Source organism: Ruegeria sp. CJ6 (assembly GCF_056536665.1).
The window spans coordinates 619,403-635,361 of record NZ_JBQFQB010000002.1 but is presented as its reverse complement, the minus strand read 5'-3'; the positions used below and the strand labels follow the sequence as shown (position 1 = coordinate 635,361).

12 protein-coding genes and 1 riboswitch are annotated in these 15,959 nt (G+C 57.0%); of the genes, 8 read left to right on the top strand and 4 right to left on the bottom strand.

Going from position 1 to position 15,959, the window contains the following annotated elements:
- Positions 1 to 2 precede the first annotated feature (2 nt).
- Complete coding sequence (locus ACR0BT_RS08500) at positions 3 to 935, top strand: hypothetical protein (protein WP_480762938.1); 933 nt, start codon at positions 3 to 5, stop codon at positions 933 to 935.
- Between the two features lie 30 nt (positions 936 to 965).
- On the opposite strand, the gene ACR0BT_RS08495 is transcribed toward ACR0BT_RS08500, so the two are convergent.
- A complete protein-coding gene (locus ACR0BT_RS08495) occupies positions 966 to 2,282 on the bottom strand; it encodes a UDP-glucose dehydrogenase family protein (protein WP_170393807.1) in 1,317 nt (438 codons plus the stop codon).
- Positions 2,283 to 2,863: 581 nt separating this feature from the next.
- Here ACR0BT_RS08495 and ACR0BT_RS08490 point away from each other — a divergent pair.
- A complete protein-coding gene (locus ACR0BT_RS08490; protein ID WP_480762937.1) occupies positions 2,864 to 5,887 on the top strand; it encodes an ATP-binding protein in 3,024 nt (1,007 codons plus the stop codon).
- On the opposite strand, the gene ACR0BT_RS08485 is transcribed toward ACR0BT_RS08490, so the two are convergent.
- Positions 5,861 to 7,522 (bottom strand): peroxidase family protein, encoded by a 1,662-nt coding sequence (locus ACR0BT_RS08485; RefSeq protein WP_480762936.1) that lies wholly within the window; start codon positions 7,520 to 7,522, stop codon positions 5,861 to 5,863. The genes ACR0BT_RS08490 and ACR0BT_RS08485 overlap by 27 nt on opposite strands.
- Positions 7,523 to 7,540: 18 nt before the next feature.
- Positions 7,541 to 8,608, bottom strand: coding sequence for a catalase family protein (locus ACR0BT_RS08480; RefSeq protein ID WP_170663359.1), 1,068 nt, complete (start codon positions 8,606 to 8,608; stop codon positions 7,541 to 7,543).
- Between the two features lie 119 nt (positions 8,609 to 8,727).
- Between ACR0BT_RS08480 and ACR0BT_RS08475 the strand changes: the two genes are divergently transcribed.
- The 5 genes from ACR0BT_RS08475 (at position 8,728) to ACR0BT_RS08455 (ending at position 12,296) form a co-directional block, all read left to right on the top strand.
- Entirely contained in the window at positions 8,728 to 8,883 is a 156-nt protein-coding gene (locus ACR0BT_RS08475; RefSeq protein ID WP_170422553.1) for a hypothetical protein, read from the top strand.
- Positions 8,867 to 9,074: riboswitch (cobalamin riboswitch) on the top strand. (Overlaps the previous gene by 17 nt.)
- Before the next feature lie 102 nt (positions 9,075 to 9,176).
- Positions 9,177 to 9,533, top strand: coding sequence for a DUF1636 family protein (locus tag ACR0BT_RS08470; RefSeq protein ID WP_480762935.1), 357 nt, complete (start codon positions 9,177 to 9,179; stop codon positions 9,531 to 9,533).
- Positions 9,530 to 10,315 carry an ABC transporter ATP-binding protein gene (locus ACR0BT_RS08465; protein ID WP_170562123.1) on the top strand — a complete coding sequence of 262 codons (786 nt, stop codon included), beginning with the start codon at positions 9,530 to 9,532 and terminating at the stop codon, positions 10,313 to 10,315. The genes ACR0BT_RS08470 and ACR0BT_RS08465 overlap by 4 nt, the downstream gene beginning before the upstream one ends.
- An 18-nt stretch (positions 10,316 to 10,333) precedes the next feature.
- Positions 10,334 to 11,281 carry an ABC transporter substrate-binding protein gene (locus ACR0BT_RS08460; protein ID WP_480762933.1) on the top strand — a complete coding sequence of 316 codons (948 nt, stop codon included), beginning with the start codon at positions 10,334 to 10,336 and terminating at the stop codon, positions 11,279 to 11,281.
- A 1-nt stretch (position 11,282) separates the two neighbouring features.
- The gene (locus ACR0BT_RS08455; protein WP_170509083.1) at positions 11,283 to 12,296 is read left to right on the top strand and encodes an iron ABC transporter permease; all 1,014 of its coding nucleotides are present in this window, start codon (positions 11,283 to 11,285) and stop codon (positions 12,294 to 12,296) included.
- 54 nt (positions 12,297 to 12,350) lie between these two features.
- Here ACR0BT_RS08455 and ACR0BT_RS08450 read toward each other — a convergent pair whose 3' ends face one another.
- Complete coding sequence (locus ACR0BT_RS08450) at positions 12,351 to 13,244, bottom strand: LysR substrate-binding domain-containing protein (protein WP_170422562.1); 894 nt, start codon at positions 13,242 to 13,244, stop codon at positions 12,351 to 12,353.
- 255 nt (positions 13,245 to 13,499) lie between these two features.
- Between ACR0BT_RS08450 and ACR0BT_RS08445 the strand changes: the two genes are divergently transcribed.
- Complete coding sequence (locus tag ACR0BT_RS08445; protein WP_170422564.1) at positions 13,500 to 15,953, top strand: GcvT family protein; 2,454 nt, start codon at positions 13,500 to 13,502, stop codon at positions 15,951 to 15,953.
- Positions 15,954 to 15,959: the final 6 nt, after the last annotated feature.

Genomic DNA, 15,959 nt, shown 5'->3' with positions numbered 1-15,959 from the left:
CGTTGAACCCGCTTCACCTTGCGGCGCGTCACGGCCCATATGTGTTGGTATCGGGCCTTGCCGCAGGCCTTCTGCTGCCGGGGCTGGCCGCACCGATGCGGCCTCTATTGCCGCCCTTGGTCATGCTCCTGCTGTTTTTGACGCTGCTGCGAATGCAGCCGGGGGCCATTGTGGGTTCGCTGGTTGACCTGCGAAAAGTTGCGGGAACGATTGCCGCCTTTCAATTGGTTTTGCCGTTGTCTGTCGTTGGGATTGGAATTGCCTGCGGATGGACCGGTTCGCCAGTTTTTTTGGCATTGTTTGTCATGGCTGCAGCCCCATCAATATCCGGCAGCCCCAATATGTGCCTGATGATGGGCTATTCTGCGGAACCGGCGATGCGACTAGTCGTGGTTGGAACGGCTGTTTTGCCACTGACCGCGTTACCGATCTTTTGGCTGATGCCGGAATTGGGTGATCTCAGGGCGGTCCTGATGACCGCGCTTCGGCTTTTTCTTACCATCACAATAGCAATTCTCGCGGCTGTCATATTGCGCCGCACGGTGCTGCGCCAACCTTCAAAGTCTACGCTTTTGAACGTGGAAGGTGCGGCAACGATTACTCTGTCCGTTTTCGTTGTTGGCCTGATGCCATCATTGAGCGCAACCGCACTTGTGGACCCACGTTTCGCGCTGTTCTGGATCGCGTTTGCCTGTCTGATCAACTTTGGGGCTCAGGTTGTCTCATTCCAATTCACACGAACTCGAATGCCCGGTGCTGAGGCTACGGCGGTGTCTCTGATCGCCGGAAACCGGAACATCGCGATATTCTTCGTGGCACTGCCACCTGAAGTGACCGCGCCGATCATGGTGTTCATCGGGGCCTATCAGATACCGATGTATCTGACGCCGCTGATCATGCGCCGACTGTATCAGACGGCTGCCACAACCAGTTGATTTGGGCCAGAGGCATTGGCGGTGCCAGCCCTAACGCTGATCCCCAACCCCGACGCCGACATAGGTTTCAAATCCCGATCCCAGAACCATCGTGGACGAGTAGATATTACGCAAGTCGACCATTCGGGGGGATCTCATAGTCTCTGCCAGCTCGCTCAGGTTCAGGGCGCGGAACTCGTTCCATTCTGTCAGCAAGACAACAACGTCCGCATCTTTGGCCGCGGCGTAGGGATCATCCATCCACTCGACGCCAGGAAGCAGCGCTTCCCCCTCGGCACGGCCTTGCGGATCGACAACGCGGACCTGGGCACCGCCACCGATCAGGGCGGGAACGATGGTCAGGGAAGGTGCGTCGCGCATGTCATCGGTGTTGGGCTTGAAAGTCACACCCAGAACCGCCACGGTCTTGCCATTGAAGCTGTCATCGCAGGCATCCCGGATCTTCTCGATCATCCGCTTCTTGACCTCATCGTTTACACGAATGACGGTTTCGGTGATCTGCATCGGGTGGGCAAAATCCTGTCCGATCCGGGCAAGTGCAGCGGTGTCTTTCGGAAAACACGAGCCGCCATAGCCAGGGCCTGCGTGCAGAAACTTGTTGCCGATCCGCCCATCCAGACCAATACCGCGCGCCACCTCTTTGACATCGCCGCCTGCCCGCTCGCAAAGACCGGCGATTTCATTGATGAACGTGATTTTGGTCGCCAGGAATGCGTTCGCCGCGTATTTGATCATCTCGGCGCTTTCTAGATCAGTGGTCAGGATCGGAAAGTCACGCAGATAAAGCGGGCGGTAAATCTCGGCCATGACATCCGCCGCTCGTTCGCTTTCGACCCCTACGACAACACGATCCGGGCGCATAAAATCATCAATTGCAGCGCCCTCGCGCAGGAATTCGGGGTTTGATGCGACGTCGAATTCCGCCTTCGGATTTGCACCCGAGACAACTTCATGAACCTTGCGGTTGGTGCCGACCGGGACAGTCGATTTGGTTACGACAACCGTATAGCCGGTGATGGCATGAGCGATTTCTTCGGCGGCGGCCATCACATAAGTCAGATCAGCGTGCCCGTCCCCGCGTCTCGTAGGTGTGCCCACCGCGATGAACACCGCGTCCGCGCCGTCGACCGCAGCGGCCAGGTCGGTGGTAAAGGTCAGGCGGCCAGCAGCCACGTTCTTGGCCATGAGCACATCAAGGCCCGGCTCGTAAATCGGCACCTCTCCATTCTGAAGCATCTTGATCTTGCGATCGGATTTATCGACGCAAATCACATCATGGCCAAAGTCCGAAAAGCAAACCCCGGACACCAAACCGACATATCCGGTGCCAATCATCGCAATGCGCATTTATCGAATTCCTTCTTTTGGGTTTCGCCAATGGCGCATTTCCTGGTCTCTTTCAACCGCTGAACTAAGAGCTCTTGGGGCTCGATAATTACAACCGCCTAGGCATTGCCGGCTTGCTTTCGACAACAGCTCGGCACTTCTGAGGTGTTGCGGGCGATAGGGCAAAATCATCAGACTGTCTCTTGGCGACCGAATATGCTTGTTGTGGTGAATTGTTCAAGTACTGTTCGTGGCTTGAGTTGAACTGGCTATCTGGTCTCGGCGAAGAACGGCGTGTTGCGATCAAGATTCGTTGCCAGATCGGATTTCCGACGATGGCATTCGTTCGACCGCTGGCGCGCATTCTCAATCCTACATGTAATATCAGGCACTTCTTCGCTTCAGCAGGCGTTGGGCATAGCCAGAATGCGAAGCTTCATATAGTCTCACAATCAGTTTTCGTGGTGTCGAGCGGCGGTGCGAGCAATCTGTTAATTATTTTAAGGCTTCGCGATGGGGGGCATGTTCTCGTTTTTGGGTTCCGGGGAAGGCGTTGGCCTTAAATCTCCACGCCGCATGAGCGCCGGTCGCGGAGCGCGCTGATGGTGCTGCACCCCACCGGCCCGGAAACTGATCTTGGCGCGATGGAGCACCGCCATCTGACTGTCATGATGGTGGATCTTGTCGAGTCCACGGTATTGGCTCAAATGCTTGAGCCCGAAGATTTGCTGTCTACGACATTACGTTATCATAAACTGGTCGAACAAATTGCCGATGAGTTCGGGGGCAGGGTGCTGCAGATCGTGGGCGACGGTATCCTCGTCGCCTTTGGTTGGCCTGCTGCGTCTGAAAATAATGCCGAGCGCGCCCTACGCGCGGCGCTGCGCATCCATACTGATCTGCCCGCAATGGCGGGTCCGCTCGATCTCAGGTGCCGGATTGGGATCGCATCCGGCGTAGTTCTTGTCGGGGACATCGCGCTTGGGACCAATATTCAGCCCGACGCGATTTTTGGATCGACGCTAAATCTTGCGGCACGTCTTCAGTCGTTGGCAACCCCCGGTGGAACAATGGTTTCTGCGGCAACACGAGCGCTTGGGGCCGAACAAATGGAGTTCGAGCCGCAAGGCGTTCAGAACCTCGCGGGGTTCGACCGGCCTGTTCCAGTTTATCGATTGACCGGTGAAGGCAAGGATCAGGCACGCCGCCATAACCGCACCCCGTTGCTTGGCCGCAAAGCCGAACGCGGACAACTCCGCCGCGCGTGGAAAGATGTGGACGCTGGAAGAGGGCGGGTGATTCACATATTGGGTGAGGCAGGGATTGGCAAATCGCACCTGATCCGTGATCTGCGTTCGTCGGTCGGGCCGCAGGCATGGGTGACCTATCACTGCAGCCCGTTCCATGTCAGCACACCGTTCTTTCCCTTCATATCACAGGTCGAACGGTGGTGCGGCATCCACAATCAGGACGATATTGCCGCGCGTCGCAACCGGTTGTCAGAACATCTGAGCGATATTCTGGACGACGCGCAACTTCGCACGCTGTATTTCATTCTTGCCCCGGGCCCCGGCGACAGCGGGACGACCAGTGAGGACGAACTGCGCGCGCAGCTGAGTGACATATTCATCCGCGTCTACCAAAAACTCAGCCGAGAGGGGCCGGTGCTTGTCGTGGTTGAGGATATGCAATGGGTCGACCCATCGACCCTTTCGGTGCTGCGCGACGTGGCCGAGCATCTGACATCACTTCCCGTCCTGATGTTGATGGTTTCGCGGATGCCGGCGCCATCAGCGATCAAAGAGAGCATACCGTCTCTTGAGCAATTGTCGCTTCCACCGCTCGATGATGCGACTTCGTCAGAACTGGCCAAGGCGGCCTCGGGTGAGCGCCTTGACGACCGCACCACGGCGCAGATTTTGGCGCGCGGCAATGGTGTGCCCCTTTTCATCAAGGAGTGCTCTGCCGCCATCGCTGCGTCGCCTGAACGTATCGTGGACAACATTCCCGCCACGTTGCATGACCTCCTGGCGCAACAGGTGGACGAGGTCGGAGAACTCCGACGCGCCGCGATCGAGGCCGCTGTTATTGGTGGTGCCTTTGGGGCACCTTTGCTGGCTCAGATCAGTGGACTGACTGAAGACGAGTCCGAAGACGCTATCTTTGGGCTCGCCGCCACGGGTATTTTGCAACATCTGCCCGGCGCGAATGACGACGCAGAAATGATCTGGCGGTTCCGCCATGAATTGGTGCGTGAGGCGGCATATCAAAGCCTTGTGCGGGACCGTCGCATTCATTTGCATCGACGCACGGCAGAAGCCCTTGCCGCCCAACCGGAAGCCGCCCGACAGCCTGAACAAATAGCGCGGCACTGGGAACTGGCCGGTGAAACAACGAAGGCGGTGGCCGCCTGGTCGGAGGCCGCGCGGCTGAACCTGAGGCGCCACGCAAATCGCGAAGGGGCTCAGCATGCCCGAAACGGATTGCGGCTGTTGGACGAGTTGCCAGCAGACCAACGCGATGAAGCTGAATTGAACTTGCAATTCCTTCTGGCCGCTGCCGAACGCGTGCATGTCGGTTATGGTGCCGAGCCCGCAATCGATGCCTTTGGGCGCAGTTTTGAACTGGCTGAAAAGCTGGGCGACAGACGTACTCTTGTTCGCGCGGGCAGGGGTCTCTTTACCGCTGCAATGGTCAAAGGTGATTACCAGAACGCCGAGCAATGGGGGCAAGCGATCATCGATGCGTATGACGATCACCACACCCGAATGGTCGGAAACTACATCTGTGGGGCCGCGCTATCCCCGCGCGGTCGGTTTCAGGATGCGGCAGCAGCTCTGGAACAAGCGGCGTCTCATGCGGATGCGCATCGCGCCGAAGCTGGAAACAGCCCCGATATTGCAGCCGTGATACAAATCGAGAGTATGAGCGCGCTGGTTGACAGCTTTCAGGGCAAAACTGAGGCGGCACTCGCCAAAGCCAAGCGGGCAGTTGACGCCGCGATTGCATCGGGCCAGCCCTTGATCATCGCAAATGCAATGCATTGGTTGACCGAAATCCACATGCAGATGGACCACCCGGATTATGCGCGTATGGCCAAGGCGCTGAGCGCGGCTGTTCAGGACAAGGGCGGCCCTTATTACCAAGCTGTTGCGACGGCCCATCTTGCCGGGGCTGCCATCAGAACCGGCGAGGCCACAGAGGGCGTGGCCATGCTGCAGGCCGCTTGGGGAAGGATGCACGCAACGGGTGCCGAGGCGGCTGGCGTGCTCGTCAACGCCGAGCTCGCACGGGGCTATCTTGCTCTGGGTGAGATTCAAAAAGGGTTGGATGCGGTGGGGGCTGGTCTGACATGTGCAGAAAACACTGACGAGCGGAACTATGAAGCTGAAATCTACCGGATAAAGGCGGCTCTTCTACTGGAACAAGGTGGTCCGTTCGACGCGGCTGAGGCGGCTTTGCGTGAAGCTATTGCCGTGGCAAATAATCAGGGCGCGGCGCTGTATGAATTGCGCGCGCTGAGTGATCTTGCCTGCATCCGGCCAGCCGATACGGAAGTTGCCGCGCGGATTACTGAGCTGGAAGAGCGCGGTCGCGTCTTAGGTCCCGCCGGGACGTCGACCTAAAGTGCAGTCTTCGGGTTGCAGGTCCAAGCCAACAAAACGCGCCACCTGCGAGAATGACGAAGTTTTCTTCAACAACTGAAAACCTTTCTCTGAAAAAGTCTCAGCCGAGTACAAGTTTTTGGACACCATCGGGTTGTTCATAAGCTGCGTGATTGCGTCATACGCCACCATCGATGTCATCAGATCGCCCATGATCACATCGCCCTTGTGCTGTTCCGCAAAGAGACCAGGGAACAACTCGACCCTATTGACGTCGCAATAAAGCCGGCTCAGGTCGGCAATCAATTCGTCCGCAAACGGCTGATCACCAACCATCTCAGTAAAGCTTGAATGCGGTTTGCGGCAGAAATGATGACGATAAGTGTTCAGCGACGGAAGACGCGCCTTACGCGTCAGGGCAATTGTAGCTTCGACAGGGGCAGGAGCACCGGGCGCAGGCCTTTGGAACAGGAAATCGGGCGTGTTGCGCAGCGACATGCGGGCCGCAGGTTGGCGCGACAATGATCGGATCATTTCCGCCAAGCCCGTTTGTTCGACCAGTCGTGGATTGAATCTGAACCCCTCCGGGCCAACCTGTGCGCCGTCGATTATGAATCGCTCAGGGATCATCGAATGCCAGCGGTAGAGCAAATTGAACTCAATCGCGATCTGGTTGGAATGATGCCACGGTTGCCAGCGATTGACGCCAACAGGCAGTTTGAATGGCATATTGGCGATGTGGGCGATGTAGTCCTCAAGCACAAGCTTGATCAGCAATGCGATCAAGGTGCAGCGTGTGGTCTGGAACACACGCTCTTTGTCCCAGCCTGATATGCCGCGCTTTTCGCGCCACAACAGATCGGCAAAGGTGTTATGGGCGCGCAACATCAGTGTATTGATCGTGATATAGCCTATGGTACCATTGCCATTATCGAGCCCGGTTGCATGAAAATCGAGCAGTAGCTGGTCAATCGCGTGATCGCTGAGACCCGGATGTGCCCGTTTCACCGCATTCCACAACTTGCATGGATCGTGCAGGGGCTTTCCGCAATTCTCGCCAGTGGCAAGACTGCCATCAAAGGGGGGCGCAAGCTTAACACCACCGGATTGGTTTTTTTGAAACAGCTTCGGAGCCCACATCTCGCCCTGTGTATCCAGACGAAAGGCCAGCCGGTGGGTTAGTTCAGTGGTATCGGGATCGCGTTCGCGCAGCATGTCGGTCTGAAAATCGTTCAGCCCGTAGATTTGGCACAGATCGACCTCGTGGTTCGAATCCGTCTGATCAACCGGTCCTTTCGCCCCAAAGGTGCGAAGGAAACTGTCGGTAAACCATTGTGCGGCTGAGATAAACAAAAGTGTCGATCCTTGCGGGCACATCAAGGTAAGCGGGTTGCCATCCATTTGTGTCCGTCGGCGAAAGAGATCAGCAACTTCGCTTTCCGACGGCAGGACGGGTGAGAGGTCTTCTGGCGTCGTATGCCGACCGATCCAGCGATGGGAAAACACGCCGGGCCATGTCGTGTAGTCTGCGCCCATTGTATAGGGCCGCGGTCGGTGGATCTTCGCGGCGTTTGCAAGCCTGATCGCGGCCAAATAACTCGTAACGGGTGGGGAGATCTTGAATCCGAGTTTGATCAGATCATCAACGTCCAGCATCAATACATCTCCGTTTGGTCATCGGTTCGGGAACCGGGCGCGGGCCAGGCTCAGATAGGTTCTGAGCCGGATCGCATTAATCGGTCCTAAAGGTTCGTGATCTGCCGTGACACGCCAGGGCGAGAAGCTCATCGCGTCGCCATTCTGCGGATCAAATTCTGCACCTTTGGGAATCGTGATATCCGCCACGGGCGTGACGGTATGATGGTACGGATCAAGAGGTGCATCTGGTTGCGGATCGCATGCCCACCGGATGCGATTGTCGAGCACATCGAATTCGTCGGCCGGGCGCGGGGGCTCAATCACACACAGCTCGAAGTGATTATCTCCATCGGCCACGTTTTGCCGCAAACATTGCCCGATCCCATCTGGGTCGTCTACCGGATGTGCCGGAATTTTTGGTTTCGCGCTGCGGGCCAAGTATCTGACCGTTAGATCGGGGCCCAGCCGATACGGTGTTGTCGACCAGAAATGGACCTCAAAAGGCGAGTGCATATAGTTCGAGGCAAAATCACTCGCGACGCGAAACTGACGCTTGCCTTCACGAGTGAGGAAGGCGCGAAATCCTGCGCGCAGCCCTTTGGTGATCAACCTAAGACTCCATTTTCGTCGCCCTTTGATCGCGTGCTGGACCGCTTGTAATGTGGCGACAAGCCTGCCCAATCGCTCATATTCATCGGGGACGTAGCTGGGAAACACATCCTGATCGACCAATACAAAATCGAACTCGTCGCTAAGTTGTGTGGTCCCCAGATGCGCAAGTGCTTCGGCGTCGATCAGCTTGGGGCCAGGCACATCAAAAAGCTTGATCGCCATCCCGTGGGCATCCGATTTCCGGTCATCCAGATGCGCGCCGTTGGAAAAGCGAAGTGCGGCTGAATAGGCTGCGGGCTGTTCAAACAGGCCGTGACGGAACTGTTCTGGTAGATCGTTTCTGACGGTGAATATTGCAGCTACACACCCGTGACTGCGCCCATGCTGAGCCCTTAAGCGATGGCCTTTCCACCGTGCTACGGCCTCGAGATTGTGGTCAATGACATCATCAACAATATCCGGCGGCAATGCGTTTTGCGAAACATGTGTCAAAGAACCGTCTCCTTGGATAAACCCAGGCAATGATCAAACAGGGGTAAGGTGCTGACAAAGCTAAACCTCTAAATTTGTTCAGCTTACCTCAGATTGTCTAATTTCCAAACACACCAACTATGGACAACCGTGGCCAGACAAATTCGGCGCGCAGCCCAAGCTATTCGGTTGGTGCTTCGGACACGTGGTTGGCGGCGCTCGATCCTCGACCAGAGTTGGGTGCCTTCGACTTTATCATTGACGTGTCCGGTGTTCTCGGGCACTCAATCGATTGATGGTTCCCGGTGGCGTTGCCGCGGGATGAAAAGGGAATACGGTGAGGCTTGCCAAAAGGTGCCAATTCCGTAACTGCCCCCGCAACTGTAAGCGGTGAGCAAGGCCAAACAGCCACTGGTCCACAGGATCGGGAAGGTTGGCCGAGCGCGGACCCGCAAGTCAGGAGACCTGCCATCAGATGTTTAACCAACCCGGGGCGGGGCGTCCTGGAAGGAGGCTTTGATGGCGCGTCAATCGCGTGTTTACATTGTCGGCAGCTTCCGCATGCGCTTGGAAACAAGTGGAGTGGACCATGCCAGATACGCCTGATCATTTCATTCTAGTCTGCGAAAGCTGCGCTGAAGGGCTGCCCCTTGATGAAATTTGCGATGCGTTGACTGGGAAATTACCTCGCAGTTTTGCGATCCGCGCGTCGTCTTGCATGGCAGGCTGCGATAGTCCCAGAACGGTTGGGTTCCAGGCCGTAGGAAAGGCGCAATACCTTTTTGGTGGCATTCAGACCGCGGATGAGGTGCAGTCGCTGGCTGAGTTTGCAGCGCAGTATCGTGAAAGCCCGGATGGCTGGACAAATGCCACTGATCGCCCGCAGGCGTTGTCCAATAAAACCCTCTCGCGCATGCCGCGGATCGAACAGGGGGCATCGCAATGACGTTGCCACCCTTTCTGATTGCCGAAAACCTTGAGTATTATGCCCTTAACGGAGATGTCCTGTTGCAGGGCGTCTCGTTCGAGTTGGACGAGGGTTCCATTCTAGCCATCGCCGGCCCGAACGGGGCGGGGAAAACGACGCTTCTCAATCTGTTGTGCGGCGCTGAGCCGCTGGCACTTGGCGATGTTCGGATCAAAGGACGCAGTCTGAAACAGCTCTCTGCCAAAGAGCGTGCGCGCATGATTGCAGTGGTAGGTCAGCAGGAACTGCCCGATGGACGCTTGGCGTTACGCGATTATGTTGCGCTGGGGCAAATACCCATCCGTGCGGACCGCTCTGCCGAAGGCCACGCGCAAGAGCTGGACCGGATTTTAGACCTGACCGGTCTCGCCAATCTCGCGGACAAGCGCATGGCCCAACTGTCCGGAGGCGAACGTCAGCGTGCCCATATCGCGCGCGCTTTGGCGCAAAACCCTTCGTTGCTGTTTCTGGACGAACCGACCAACCATCTGGATCCTGATGCAAAAGGGCGGATGCTGTCTTTGGTCGCCGAGCTTGGGATCACCGTGGTCATGATCGTACACGATCTGGTCATGATCCCCGAATTCGCCACACACGTGGCGCTGATGAAATCGACCCGCATGATCGAGTTTGGGTCGGTGGACAAGGTGCTGACACCCGAAAGAGTCCGCGAAACTTTTGGCGTTGATTTCCTCTGCTTTCTCCACGAAGGCCGCGTGATCCCGGCGCTTGATATTCGAAGAACCACAGTCTCAACTTAGTCGAAGGAACACACTGAGATGAAATACATCTGGCCCGTGGCGTTGGCCACCGCCATGGCAAGCGGTGCTGCTGCGCAAGAAGTCACCGTAGACAACTGCGGCGAACCGCTGGTTTTTGATACCGCGCCCGAGCGCCTGGTTGTGCATGACATGAACATGACCGATATGGCCTTTGCGTTGGGTCTGCAGGACAAGATCGTCGGCCTGACCGGCATCACCGGCTGGTACAAGACCAGCCCTGATTTTGATGCCCTGCGCGGCGACATCCCCGAGCTTGCGCCGAAATATCCGACCGTCGAAAACCTGGTGGCGGTTGAACCCGACCTGTTCTTTGCAGGTTGGTACTATGGCATGAAGCCGGGTGGTGATGTGACCCCAGATACATTGGAACCGTTCGGAATCAAGACCTTGGTTCTAACGGAAAGCTGTGTCCATCTGGACAAGGATCGCCCCGAAGCCAGCATGGATCTTCTGTTTGGCGATGTGTTGCGCTTGGGCAAGGTGATGCAAGTCGAAGACAAGGCCGAGGTTCTGGTCTCGGGCTGGAAAGAGCAGCTGGCAGCGATCGAAGCCAAGACTGCTGAACTGCCCAAGCCCCGCGTCTTTCTTCTGGATGGTCCTGCAGATGCTCCGTTTACCGCCGGTAAATTCGCGATTCCCGATGCGATGATCACAGCCGCTGGTGGTGAAAACGTCACTCATGACATGGACACGAGCTGGGGCCGCACTTCGTGGGAGGCCGTTGCCGCATCGAACCCGGAATTCCTGGTTTTGTTGGATTATCAGACCGGCAATGGCGCCGAGGACACCTTCAAGTTCCTGCAGGAACATCCCGTCATGTCGCAGACTGATGCCGTCAAGAACGAACGCTGGATCGGATTGCGCTACGAAGAGCTGACGCCCGGACCGGCAAATATCGAAGCGATCTCGAAGATGGCGCGCGCGATGCATCCGGGTCAGAGCTAATATGGGCCGACTGGGCCTGACGTTGTTGCTGGGGGCGGTCGTTCTGACCGCCCTTTTGCTGATTTCCACGATCTACGGCACAACCTCGATTCCTTTGTCCGACACCTTCACCGCGATATTGCGAGGTACCGGGTTGCAGGACGGAGAGATGTCGCCGCTGCATAGGATCGTATTCGACCTGCGATTGCCCCGCGCGTTGTTTGCAGCCGTGATCGGTGCCGGGCTGGGCATCGTTGGCGTGGTGCTGCAAACGACCACACGTAATGACCTTGCCGATCCATTTCTGTTCGGCCTGTCCTCGGGCGCGGCAGCGGGGGCGGTGTTTGTAATTACCGTGACCGGAGATATTCTGGGTTTCTGGACTCTGCCTCTGGCTGCCTTTTGCGGCGGTCTTGTGGCGTCGGGCATCGTGCTGGCGCTGGTTCATGGGCTTCGCACCAGCGCACCGGAGAAGCTGATCCTTGCGGGTCTGGCTGTGTCGTTTTTGTTTTCGGCCATCACCAACTATCTGATCTTCGCCGGTGATAGCCGCGCCGCCCATTCTGTCATCTTCTGGATGCTGGGGGGGCTGGGCCTGGCCCGTTGGGAGACGTTCCCGCTGGTGTGCATCGGTCTGCTGCTGATCCTGAGCTATTCGCTTTATCGCAGCCGCTGGTTGGATGCGCTGCTGACCGGGGATTTGACTGCCGCTACTCTGGGTGTGCCGGTTCGGGGTCTGCGGTTCAGCATGTTTTTCACCGCAGCCTTGGCAACGGCCGTGTTTGTTTCCGTAGCCGGAGTGATTGGTTTTGTCGGTCTGATGGTGCCGCATATTGCGCGCGGGATCGCAGGTCCCCTGCACAAAAACCTTCTACCTACCGCCGCTATGGTTGGTGCTGCCTTGTTGACCGGCTCTGACATTCTCAGCAGGCTTCTGCTGGCTCCGCAGGAATTGCCGGTGGGGATCGTCACAACTTCAATCGGATCGGTGTTTGTGTTCTTGCTTTTATTCAGGACAGCGAGAAATCAACGGTAAGGCCCTCGATCTTCGCTCCCAAGATATTTCGTCCTGATCAGGTCTGAGCCGAGTTTAAACCTTTCCGTCAGCCGCTTGGCCGAGCCATTTGAACACAAGCTTGGCGCGGTCGGATGAGGTGTTGTGTAGTTTCACGTAGAAATCCAGTTGCGATGAGATGGTTTGCGGCAACAGTCTGACCAGTTTTCCGGATGCGGTCAGCTCCGAGGTCAGTCCCTCCCATCCCAGCACTGCGCCCATATCGTCCTGAGCGGCCTGAAGCGCGATCGTGTAATTGTTGACCCGATGCGCGGAATTCAGCGGGCCTTCATAGCCCAGTTTACGGGTCCAGGCCCGCCAATCGGTCCAACCGGTATCTGGTGCATCAAGATGGATGAGCGGCACTTTGGCGATCTCGCCGACATGCTCGATTGGGTTCTGTTTCGCAAACCGAGGGCTGCATAAGGCCATGATGTTGTCGTGAAACAAGGTCTTGATAATCCCTGAATCGCGGCGTGTATCACCGTAGTGAATGCTTAGATCACATTTTGAGGTATCGACCCCGAGATCGGTCACAACTTGTGTCACAGAAACATGGCCATGCGTTTTCCAAAACTGGGCAAGCCGTGGTGTAAGCCAAAGCGAGCTGACCGCCGTAGAGGAACGGATCGTCACGCCTTTGTGGTCATACTGTCGGCGCAACTGCCCAAGGGCCTCGCTGATCCCTTCAAGGCCACGTTGAAGGGCGACCAGCAAATAGGCTCCGCTTTCGGTAAGTTCGACGCCGCGATGATGGCGCAGAAACAGCGCGCATTGCAGCTCGTTCTCAAGCGCTTTGACCTGATGGCTGATCGCTGCGGGCGTAACATTCAGCTCTTCAGCAGCAGTTTTGAAACTCACATGCCGCGCTGCGGTTTCAAAGCTGATCAGAGAGCTTAGGGGCGGAAGATCATATGGGCGGTTGGGCAAGATGTTTTGACCTGTGACAAGTTGAAAACCCGATAATAAGAACGCAATCAGCAGCGATTTGGCTTAGTTCATCTTATGCAGAGTGAATCTTTTTGCAATTGCCCGCCAGCAGTTCAATGTGAAAATTCGCCACAACCGTTTGAGACATGATCAAGGGATGTGCCAAGGGTCCTCAAGCCCCTTGGACATCATATCGATCTTTCCTCATGCAATTCGATCCCCGGTTGGTCGTGCACAATTTGAAGGAGTTGCAGTATGCAGTCACATGCAAAAGTCGTGGTTGTCGGTGGCGGATGCGTCGGGGCGTCAATTCTATATGGGCTGACCGAACATGGATGCTCTGATGCCGTTATGCTGGAACGCACCACACTGACCTCGGGTTCCACCTGGCATGCGGCTGGTTTGCTAGTAACCTTTGTGCGGTCGCACAACGTGTCGAAGATGACGATGGAAACCATCCGCATCTACACCGAGGTGGAAGAGAAGATGGGCAGTTCGGTCGGACTGCGTAAGGTAGGACAGCTGCGGGTCGCCAATACCGAAAAGCGCTGGGATGAGTTCCAGTCCTATATCTCGATTGCCGAAGCTGCGGGCGTGCCCTGCCAACTGCTGACGCCGGAGGAGATTGCCGAGATTCATCCCTTGCTGAACCAAAGTCCAGATATTCGGGGTGGTATTCTGCACACGGAAGACGGCTATGTGAATCCCGCCGACATTACTATGGCATTGGCCAAGCTCGCGCGGGATGCCGGCGCCAAGGTATACCAGAACACCGAAGCGCAGGCTTATGAGAAGCTGGACAATGGCCACTGGAAAGTGACCACCAATCAGGGTGAGATCACCTGCGAGCATCTGATCTTTGCCACCGGCAACTACGCCCGCGAAAACGCGCGCCGCGTGGGGCTGGACCTGCCATGTATCCCGATCGTTCACCAGTATTGGACGACCGAGACGGTGCCGCTGTTGAAAGAGCGCCGGGCGCAAGGCTTGCCCGAATTCCCAATCCTGCGGGATGAGGACTACGGCGCTTATCTGCGCGAAGATGTGGGCGGGATCCAGTTCGGGCCGTATGAATTCACCAAAGACCTCAAACTGTTTGCCGAGGATCGTGTCCCGCCCGAGTTCGGGGCCGATCTGTTGCCCGAGGATTTTGATGCCGTGGAAACCCAATGGGAACGCGCCATCGAACGTGTGCCGACCTTGGGTGAAGTTGGGATCAAGGCCAACACCCGTGGCCCGTTCCAGATGACCCCGGACGAGCTGCCTCTGGCCGGACCCGCACCGGGGCATGAGAACCTTTGGCTGGCCGAAGGCATGCCTGGTGGCATCCTCTGGGGCGGCACCGTTGGTAACCGTTTGGCCAAATGGATCGTCGATGGCGATCCGGGCATGGATATGTCGGAGCTCGACCCGCGTCGATTCTCGGACTACGCCTCAAAACGTTGGACCATGGATAAGGTGCGCGAGACATGGGGCACCCATATGGATGCGCATGTTCCGGGTGAGGACTTCCCGGATGCGCGCCCGATGAAGACCATGGGGTCATATGATCTTTTGACTGCTCAGGGCGCGGTTTGGACCAGCTTTAACGGCTACGAATTTCCTCGCTGGTTTGCCAAATCGCCCGAAGAGGCGATCCCCGAACACAGTTTCCGCCGCACCAACCATATGGAGCGTGTTCAGGAAGAGGTGCGCACCACCCGTGAAGAGGCTGGCTTCATCGAAATGTCGCCGATGACCAAGTTCACAGTGCGCGGGCCGGGTGCCGCCAAATGGCTGGATAGCCTGATGGCCAACAAGCTGCCCAAGGTGGGCCGCATGACCTTGTCGCTGATGTTGAACGACAAGGGCGGCATGGATGCGGAGTACACAATCGTGCGCTATGCCGACGACGATTTCTACCTGATATCGACGCCGAACTGGCGAGCCTACAATTGGGATCAGTTACAGCGCGTGCTGCCAGGTGATGGCTCGGTGGTGATCGAGGATATCTCAGAACAGCTGGGCGTGATCGCACTGGCCGGGCCCAAGGCACGGGACATCCTGCAACCATTGACCGATAATGATTTGTCGAACGAAGCATTCCCATGGCTGTCAGCACAGATGGGCGAGGTGGGCTATGCCAAAGGTGTGCACTTGTTGCGCGTCTCCTACACCGGTGAGTTGGGATGGGAACTGCACCACCCGGTCGGGTACAATCGCCACCTCGTTGATCTGCTGCTGAAATCGGGTGTGAAACCCTTCGGGCTTGAAGCGTTGGAGTCGATGCGGCTTGAGAAATCCTATCGCGCGATCAACCGCGAAATCTGCAAGGACCTGACCCCATATGAGGCCGATTTGGGCCGTTTCGTTGCAATGACCGAGAAGATCGGCGGGCAGGTGGCCGAACGTGATTTCATCGGCAAAGCCGCGTTGCAACAGCAGCAGGAGCAGGGTGGATACAACACACTGGTCACACTGAAGCTGCCGTTCTGCGACACCTCGGTGATGTTTGACGAAGGCGTCTATGCCGATGGCAAGCTGATCGGACGCGTCACTTCGGGCGGATTCTCGTATTACTGCAACCACGACATTGCGATGGCGCTGGTTCCACACGAGATGACGGCACCCGGCACCAAAATGCAGGTGCTCATCCACAATGAAATGCGCGAGGCCGAAGTGATCGATACCTGCGCCGTTGATCCCACCAGCGCCCGCGCGCGCGCCTGATCCGGA